The organism is Cellulomonas sp. P5_C6, assembly GCF_054049635.1.
On the sequence record NZ_JBFULZ010000209.1, the window covers coordinates 1 to 6,876 of the forward strand.

General features: G+C 72.6%; 5 protein-coding genes. All 5 read left to right on the forward strand.

Annotation, left to right across the window (positions count from 1 at the left end):
• A partial coding sequence (locus ACXJKG_RS17975) for a PASTA domain-containing protein (protein ID WP_456847109.1) occupies nucleotides 1-376 on the forward strand: 376 nt, incomplete at its 5' end.
• A gap of 136 nt (nucleotides 377-512) precedes the next feature.
• Nucleotides 513-1,535 (forward strand): phosphate ABC transporter permease subunit PstC, encoded by a 1,023-nt coding sequence (gene pstC / locus ACXJKG_RS17980; protein ID WP_456847110.1) that lies wholly within the window; start codon nucleotides 513-515, stop codon nucleotides 1,533-1,535.
• 4 nt (nucleotides 1,536-1,539) lie between these two features.
• A complete protein-coding gene (pstA, locus tag ACXJKG_RS17985; RefSeq protein WP_456847111.1) occupies nucleotides 1,540-2,748 on the forward strand; it encodes a phosphate ABC transporter permease PstA in 1,209 nt (402 codons plus the stop codon).
• On the forward strand, nucleotides 2,745-4,367 hold the full coding sequence (pstS, locus tag ACXJKG_RS17990) for a phosphate ABC transporter substrate-binding protein PstS (RefSeq protein WP_456847112.1): 1,623 nt from the start codon (nucleotides 2,745-2,747) through the stop codon (nucleotides 4,365-4,367). The genes pstA and pstS overlap by 4 nt, the downstream gene beginning before the upstream one ends.
• 131 nt (nucleotides 4,368-4,498) lie before the next feature.
• The coding region (locus tag ACXJKG_RS17995) for a hypothetical protein (RefSeq protein WP_456847113.1) at nucleotides 4,499-6,876 on the forward strand (2,378 nt) is incomplete at its 3' end.

Genomic DNA, 6,876 nt, shown 5'->3' on the forward strand with positions numbered 1-6,876 from the left:
CCTGCGGGCCGGCGCGGTGTCGGCAGTGCCGGCCCCCGCGGCCGCGGGGACGGTCCTGCGTACGTCGCCGGCGGTCGGTGTCCCGGTGCCGCCCGGGACCGTCGTCGGCCTCGAGGCAGCGTCCGGCACCACGATCGTGCCGCGCGTGGTCGGCCTGGGTCCCGACGCCGCCGAGGCGGCGGTCCGCGCGGCAGGCCTCGTGCCCGAACGCTCGGGCGGTGGGTCTGCTGCCGTGCTCGCGACGTCCCCGCCGGCCGACGTCGAGCTCGCCGTCGGCTCGGCCGTCGCCCTCGACCTCGGCACGCCCCCGCCGTCGCCCACGCCGTCCCCGACCCCGACGCCGAGCCCGTCGCCCACCGCGTCGCCGTCGCCGTAGAGGGACGACGCGGCGTCGTCGTCCCTCGGGGGCCCGGCGTACGTCGCGGCGTCGGGCGTCGTTCATCCGCGGTCCGGACCATCGCGTCCGACGTCCGGCGGCCGCCGACGCTCCCCTGCCCGAGGACGGAGACGACATGACGCTGCTCGACGAGCGTCCGGCGAGCATCCCGCCGACTCCCGAGCAGCCGGTCCGGCGCACGCTCACGTCCCGACCGTCGGGGGCGGACACCGCGTTCCGGCGGACCGCCTACGCGGCCGGCGGGGTGACCGTCGGGATCATGCTCGCGGTCGGGCTCTTCCTGTCGCTGCGGGCCAGCCAGGCGCTGCGCACGGCCGGCCTGTCCTTCCTGACCGAGCGCGAGTGGATGCCGGAGACCCAGCGCTTCGGGGTCGCCGCCGTGCTCTTCGGGACCGTGACGATCGCCCTCGTGGCCCTGGTCATCGCGTTCCCGCTGGCGCTGGGCACGGCGCTGCTGCTCTCCGAGGTCGTCGCCGGGCGCGCCCGGGCGGCCCTCGTCTCGCTGGTCGACCTCATGGCGGCGGTGCCCAGCATCATCTTCGGGCTGTGGGGCGTGTACTTCCTGCAGTCGGCCGTCATCCCGGTCTCGCGCTGGGTCTCGACGACCTTCGCGTTCGTCCCGTTCCTGGCCGTCACGGACGGCGAGGGCAAGGCGGTGTCCGACGCGAGCTTCTTCACGTCCTCCGCATTCATCGCCGGGATCGTCGTCGGGCTGATGGTGGTGCCCACGACGACGTCGATCATGCGCGAGTCGTTCTCGCAGGCGCCGGTCGGGGAGCGGGAGGGTGCCTACGCGCTCGGCGCCACCCGCTGGGGCGTCATCCGGACCGTCGTGCTGCCGTTCGGTCGCGGCGGGATCGTCGGCGGGACCATGCTCGGCCTCGGGCGGGCCCTGGGGGAGACCATCGCGGTCTACATGATCATCTCGCCGGTGTTCGTCATCAACTGGCAGGTGCTGCGCTCGGGGACCAACTCGGTCTCGGCCCTCATCGCGCTGCGCTACGGCGAGGCCAGCCCGTTCGGGCTCTCGGCGCTCATGGCCGCAGGTCTCGTGCTGTTCCTGGTCACGCTCGTCATCAACTTCAGCGCGTCGTCGATCGTCGCCCGGTCGCGCTCCGGCGCCCAGAGCCTGGGGTGACCCGATGACTGTGCAGACCCAGCCCGACACCGCCGCGCGCACCGAGACTCCCGTCAGCACCGGCCCGGTCGGTCCTCGTCGCGCGGTGCGGACGGCCACCCGGGTCGAGCGGTTCGACGTGCTCGGGGGCGCCGCGGCCGCCGTCGCCATCGCGACCCTGCTGTTCGGCTGGCTGACCCCCCTGCAGTCGGCGATCGGGTGGACCGTCGTCGCGCTGCTGGCGTTCATCGGGTGCTACGCGCTCCTGGTCTCGCTGCACGGCGACCGGCAGGAGGTGATGAACAGCGTCGTCACGGTGCTGCTGGCGACTGCCGGCGTGATCCTGTTCTGCGGGCTCGCGTTCATCGTGATCTACACGGTCGGGCGCGGACTGCCTGCCCTGCGCCACCTCAACCTCTTCACGCAGACGATGGAGCTGGCGGGACCGCTCGACCCGCTGACGGTCGGCGGCATCCGGCACGCCATCGTCGGCACCCTCATCCAGCTGGGCATCGCGCTGGTCATCTCGATCCCGCTCGGCGTGGCCACGGCCGTGTTCCTCAACGAGGTGGGCGGCCCGTTCGCGCGGTTCGTGCGGACCGTGACCGACGCCATGACCGCGCTGCCGTCCATCGTCGCCGGGCTGTTCGTCTACGCCTCCGTGATCCAGCTGGTCACCCACGAGCGCTCAGGCTTCGCCGCCGCCATCGCGATCACCGTGATGATGCTGCCGATCATCATCCGCTCGTCCGACGTCGTCCTGCGGCTCGTGCCGAACCCCCTGCGTGAGGCCTCCTACGCCATGGGCTCGAACCGCTGGCGCACCGTCTGGCACGTGGTGCTGCCGACGGCCCGGTCCGGTCTGGCGACCGCGGTGATCCTCGGCACGGCCCGCGGCATCGGCGAGACCAGCCCGGTCCTGCTGACGTCCGGCGTGACGTCGGTGATGAACACCGATCCGTTCCACGGCCCGATGATCTCGCTGCCCCTGCAGGTCTTCGACTTCGTCCGCTCGCCCGAGCCGGCCATGGTCGCGCGGGGCTTCGGCGCCGCGGCCGTGCTGATGATGCTGGTCCTGGCCCTGTTCGGCATCGCACGCGTCATCGGGGGCCGGGGTCCCGGCCAGCTCAGCGACCGCCAGCGCAGGCGAGCCCGGGAGCGGTCGGCGCGCGACGTCGCCCGCATCGACGCGAGCCACCTGACCCCACCCACCGACCAGGAGATCCCCCGATGAGCCGCCGACGCGTGGTGCTCGCCCTCGCTGCTGTCCTGGCCGTGCTCGGCGTCGTCGTGCCCGCGAGCGCCGCGCTCGCCGACGGGTACGTCCCCATCACGGGGACCGGGTCGACCTGGTCGCAGAACGCGTTGGACCAGTGGCGGCGCAACGTGGCCTCGAACTACGGGATGACCGTCAACTACTCGGGCGTCGGGTCGTCGCAGGGGCGGCGTGACTTCATCTCGGGCTCCGTCGACTTCGCGATCAGCGAGATCCCGTTCCAGACCTCGCCGGAGGACGGCTCGCCGCCCGAGCGCCCGGCGAACGGCTACGCGTACATGCCGATCGTGGCCGGCGGGACGTCGTTCATGTACAACCTCAAGATCGGCGGCAAGCAGGTGACCAACCTGCGGCTCTCCGGCGACACGATCACCAAGATCTTCACGGGTGCGATCACCTCGTGGGACGACCCGGCGATCAAGGCCGACAACCCGAGCCTGGCCATGCCCGCCCGGCCGATCGTGCCCGTGATCCGGTCCGACGGCTCCGGCACGACCGCGCAGTTCACGCTCTGGATGTCGAAGCAGTTCTCCAGCCTCTGGCAGACGTTCTGCGCGAAGGTCGGCCGGGCGTCCACGTGCGGCTTCACCTCGCAGTACCCGATCTTCGGCGGGGCCAAGGCACAGCGCGGCTCGGACGGCGTCTCGGGCTACGTCGCCCAGAACTACGGCGAGGGCGCCATCACGTACGTCGAGTACTCGTACGCGAAGAAGTCCGGCTTCCCCGTGGTCAAGGTGCTGAACGCCGCCGGCTACTACATCGAGCCCACCGCCCAGGCCGTCGCCGTGGGGTTGCTCGCCGCGAAGATCAACACCGATCCCGGGTCCCCGGACTACCTGACGCAGATCCTCGACGGTGTCTACAACAACGCGGACCCGCGGACGTACCCGCTCTCCAGCTACTCCTACCTGATCGTCCCGACGCAGGTGGCGGGGATCTTCACCGAGGTCAAGGGGCGCACGCTCGGCACGTTCGCCTCGTACATGATCTGCGAGGGCCAACAGCAGGCGGACAGCCTGGGGTACTCGCCGCTGCCCATGAACCTCGTGCAGGCGGCGGCGGACCAGATCAAGCGGATCCCCGGGGCCGACCCGGCGGGCATGGACCTGGCGACGTGCAACAACCCGACCTTCAAGCCCGGTGACAACCCGGCGAGCAACCAGCTGGCGGCCTCCGCGCCGCAGCCGGCCGCGTGCGACAAGAAGGGCGGCACCAGCCAGTGCACCACGGGGACCGGCGGCGCCCTGGCGCCGACAGCCGTCACTGCCGGGTCCGGCGGCGGGGGTGGCGCGGACGCGGCGGCGGATCCTGGCACGGGGGGTGCCGGCACGGGCGGCGCCGGTGACGGCGGTGCGGCGGCGGACGGCCCGGTCGACGCGGTCGCGTACGACGACCTCGGCCAGCCGATCGACTCGTCGGGCGGGGGCTCGGGCTCCGCGGTGTCGGCGGCCTTCGTGATGCCCGCGAGCGCGAGCCCGACGTGGGTGATGGTGGGCGCGGCGGTGCTGCTGCTCGCGGCGATCGCGCTCCCGCCCCTCGTCTMCCGGCGCCTGCGCAACGCCCCCACGGACGTCTGACCTCCTGCCGGACGGACGTGGGCAACGTGCACGGCTGACGTCGTTCCCGTCCCGTTCACCGTCGCTCCACCAGCGCCGCCCAGGGTTCGTATCGAGCGCGACACGCGCCCTCGGACGAGCACGGGAGCACTGTGAGCACCGCCGCACGAACCGCCCGGAACCTCTGGGGATCGACCGTCTTCCGGTCGACGGTCGTCGGGCTCGGCGTCGTCGGTGCCCTGCTCAGCACGGGCCTCCTGCTCCCGGACCAGGCGCGTGCCGACGACTCCTCGGCGGTCACGGTCACCGCAGCGCAGCAGGACCCCGACGCGGCGAACGCCCCGTTCCCGGACCTGTCCGTGACGGTCTCGCAGACCACCGACCTGATCAGCCAGGGCATCAAGCTCAAGTACTCCGGCGGTCGGCAGTCGTCGCAGCCGAACAACCAGGTCGCAGGCGCGAACTTCCTGCAGGTCCTCCAGTGCTGGGGCGACCTCCTGGACGCCGACGGCAACCCGGTGCTGGACGCGAACGGCCAGCGCCAGCCGGACCGGACGACGTGCCAGTACGGCGCGGGCCAGGCGCTCGGGCTCCCCGGGCAGTCCCGGACCTCGACGAGGTCGAGCGTGGAGAACGTCTCGCCCGAGGACGGCGCCTACCTCTACCCCGGCAACGGCGTCTTCGACCCGCCGCAGGTGTCCATCCCCTTCAGGTCGGTCACGGGCAAGACGCTGCAGACGATCGCCGGCGGCACGATCGTCTCGAGCGCCGACATCGACAACAACGAGTTCTTCACCAAGAACACCACCAACGAGCTCGACTGGGCGCCCTTCGGGGCCGCCGGCGCCGGGACCGCGACGTTCGAGGTGCAGACCAACATGCAGGCGCCCGGGCTGGGCTGCGGCAACCCGGTCACCACCCAGGACGGCTCGGTCGCCGGGCAGGCGTGCTGGCTCGTCGTGATCCCGCGGGGGGACCACGACCTGGGCGAGGCCTCGGTCACCAAGTCGGCGCTGCTGTGGGAGAACTGGACGCACCGGCTGGCCGTCCCGCTGCAGTTCAAGCCGCTCGGCGTGCGGTGCGCGCTCGGCGCGGCCGAGAAGGCGATGGCCGGCACGGAGCTGCTCGCGGCGGCGGTGGGGTCGTGGCAGCCGAAGCTGTGCGGCGCGGCGGGCGGCTCGATCTACAGCCTGATCGTCGCCAACGAGGCCGACCAGCTCGCGATCGCCGCCGGCACGAGCACGGCGCCGCTCGCCCTGACCACCCGGCCCCTCGGCGAGGACGCGACCGACGACCTCACCTATGCCCCCGTGGCGATCACCGGCCTGACCTTCGCCTTCGCGGTCGACCACGTCTCGGACGCCCTCAACCCCGGGGCCGTCCCGGACGACGTCAAGGTCCTCGACCACCAGCCCGTCACCACGCTGAACCTCACGCCCCGGCTCGTGGCCAAGCTGCTGACCAGCTCCTACGTGGCCTCGATCCCGCAGTACGCCGACGCGCCGTACCTCGCGTCGAACCCGCAGAACCTCACCAAGGACCCGGACTTCCTCGAGGTCAACGACCCGATGTGGAAGTACCAGAACCTCACGTCCCCGGCCCTCGCGGACGCCCTCGAGCCGCTCGGGCGGTCGGACTCGGCCGTGGCGATGTGGAACTACGTGCTGTCGGACCCCGAGGCGGTCGCGTTCCTGGCCGGCACGCCCGACCCGTGGGGCATGGTCGTCAACCCGTACAGCTCCACCGACGCCGCCAAGAACCCCAACGGCGTGCCCGCCACCTACCCCACCGACAGCTTCCCGAAGGCCGACCCGATCTCGGTCGACATCGTGAAGGACCCGGGCGGACTGAGCGAGGTCAACCTGGTCACCTGGCGGCCGTACGCCAACGACCTGGACACCGCCGGCTACTGGGTGCTCCGCGGCGACGGTCGCGTGCTGGGGCCCTGGGACGGGTTCGCGGTGCCGCACAAGTACACGGCCTCGGCCCGGGACCTGCCCGGCGCGCAGAAGCTGCTCGGCATCACGGGCACCGCGTCGGCCGCCAAGTACCAGGTCTACACGGCGGCGCTGCGCAACCCGGCGGGCGCCTTCGTGACGCCGACCACCGCGGCGATGGCAGCGGCGGCGGACGTGATGACGCCCACCAGCGCGCAACCGCAGGTGCGGTCGCTCGACCTCGCGTCCCCGGCCGTCAAGAAGGCCGCGGCCGCGTACCCGCTGACCTTGCCCRTCTACGCCGCCACGAATGCCGCCGCGGGCGACGCCTCGACCCGCGCGGCCTACGCGGCCTTCATCCGGTACGCGGCGGGCAACGGCCAGAAGCCGGGCACCGACGACGGCGAGCTCCCGCCCGGGTACGCGCCGCTGCCGGAGTCGTGGCAGACCGCGGCCCAGCAGGCGGCAGCGACCATCGCCGCCGGGGTGACCGCCGCGCCGGCGAGCGGCACCGGGACCGGGACGTCKACGCCTGAGGACCTCGCGTCCCCCGGGCTCGGTGACGGATCGAGCCCGGGCGGCGTCGTACCGCC

What these genes read in the sequence shown, in the direction of transcription:
- pstC (WP_456847110.1), top strand. Translation starts at nt 513, where the DNA reads ATGACGCTGCTCGACGAGCGTCCGGCGAGCATCCCGCCGACTCCCGAG.
- pstA (WP_456847111.1), top strand. Translation starts at nt 1,540, where the DNA reads ATGACTGTGCAGACCCAGCCCGACACCGCCGCGCGCACCGAGACTCCC.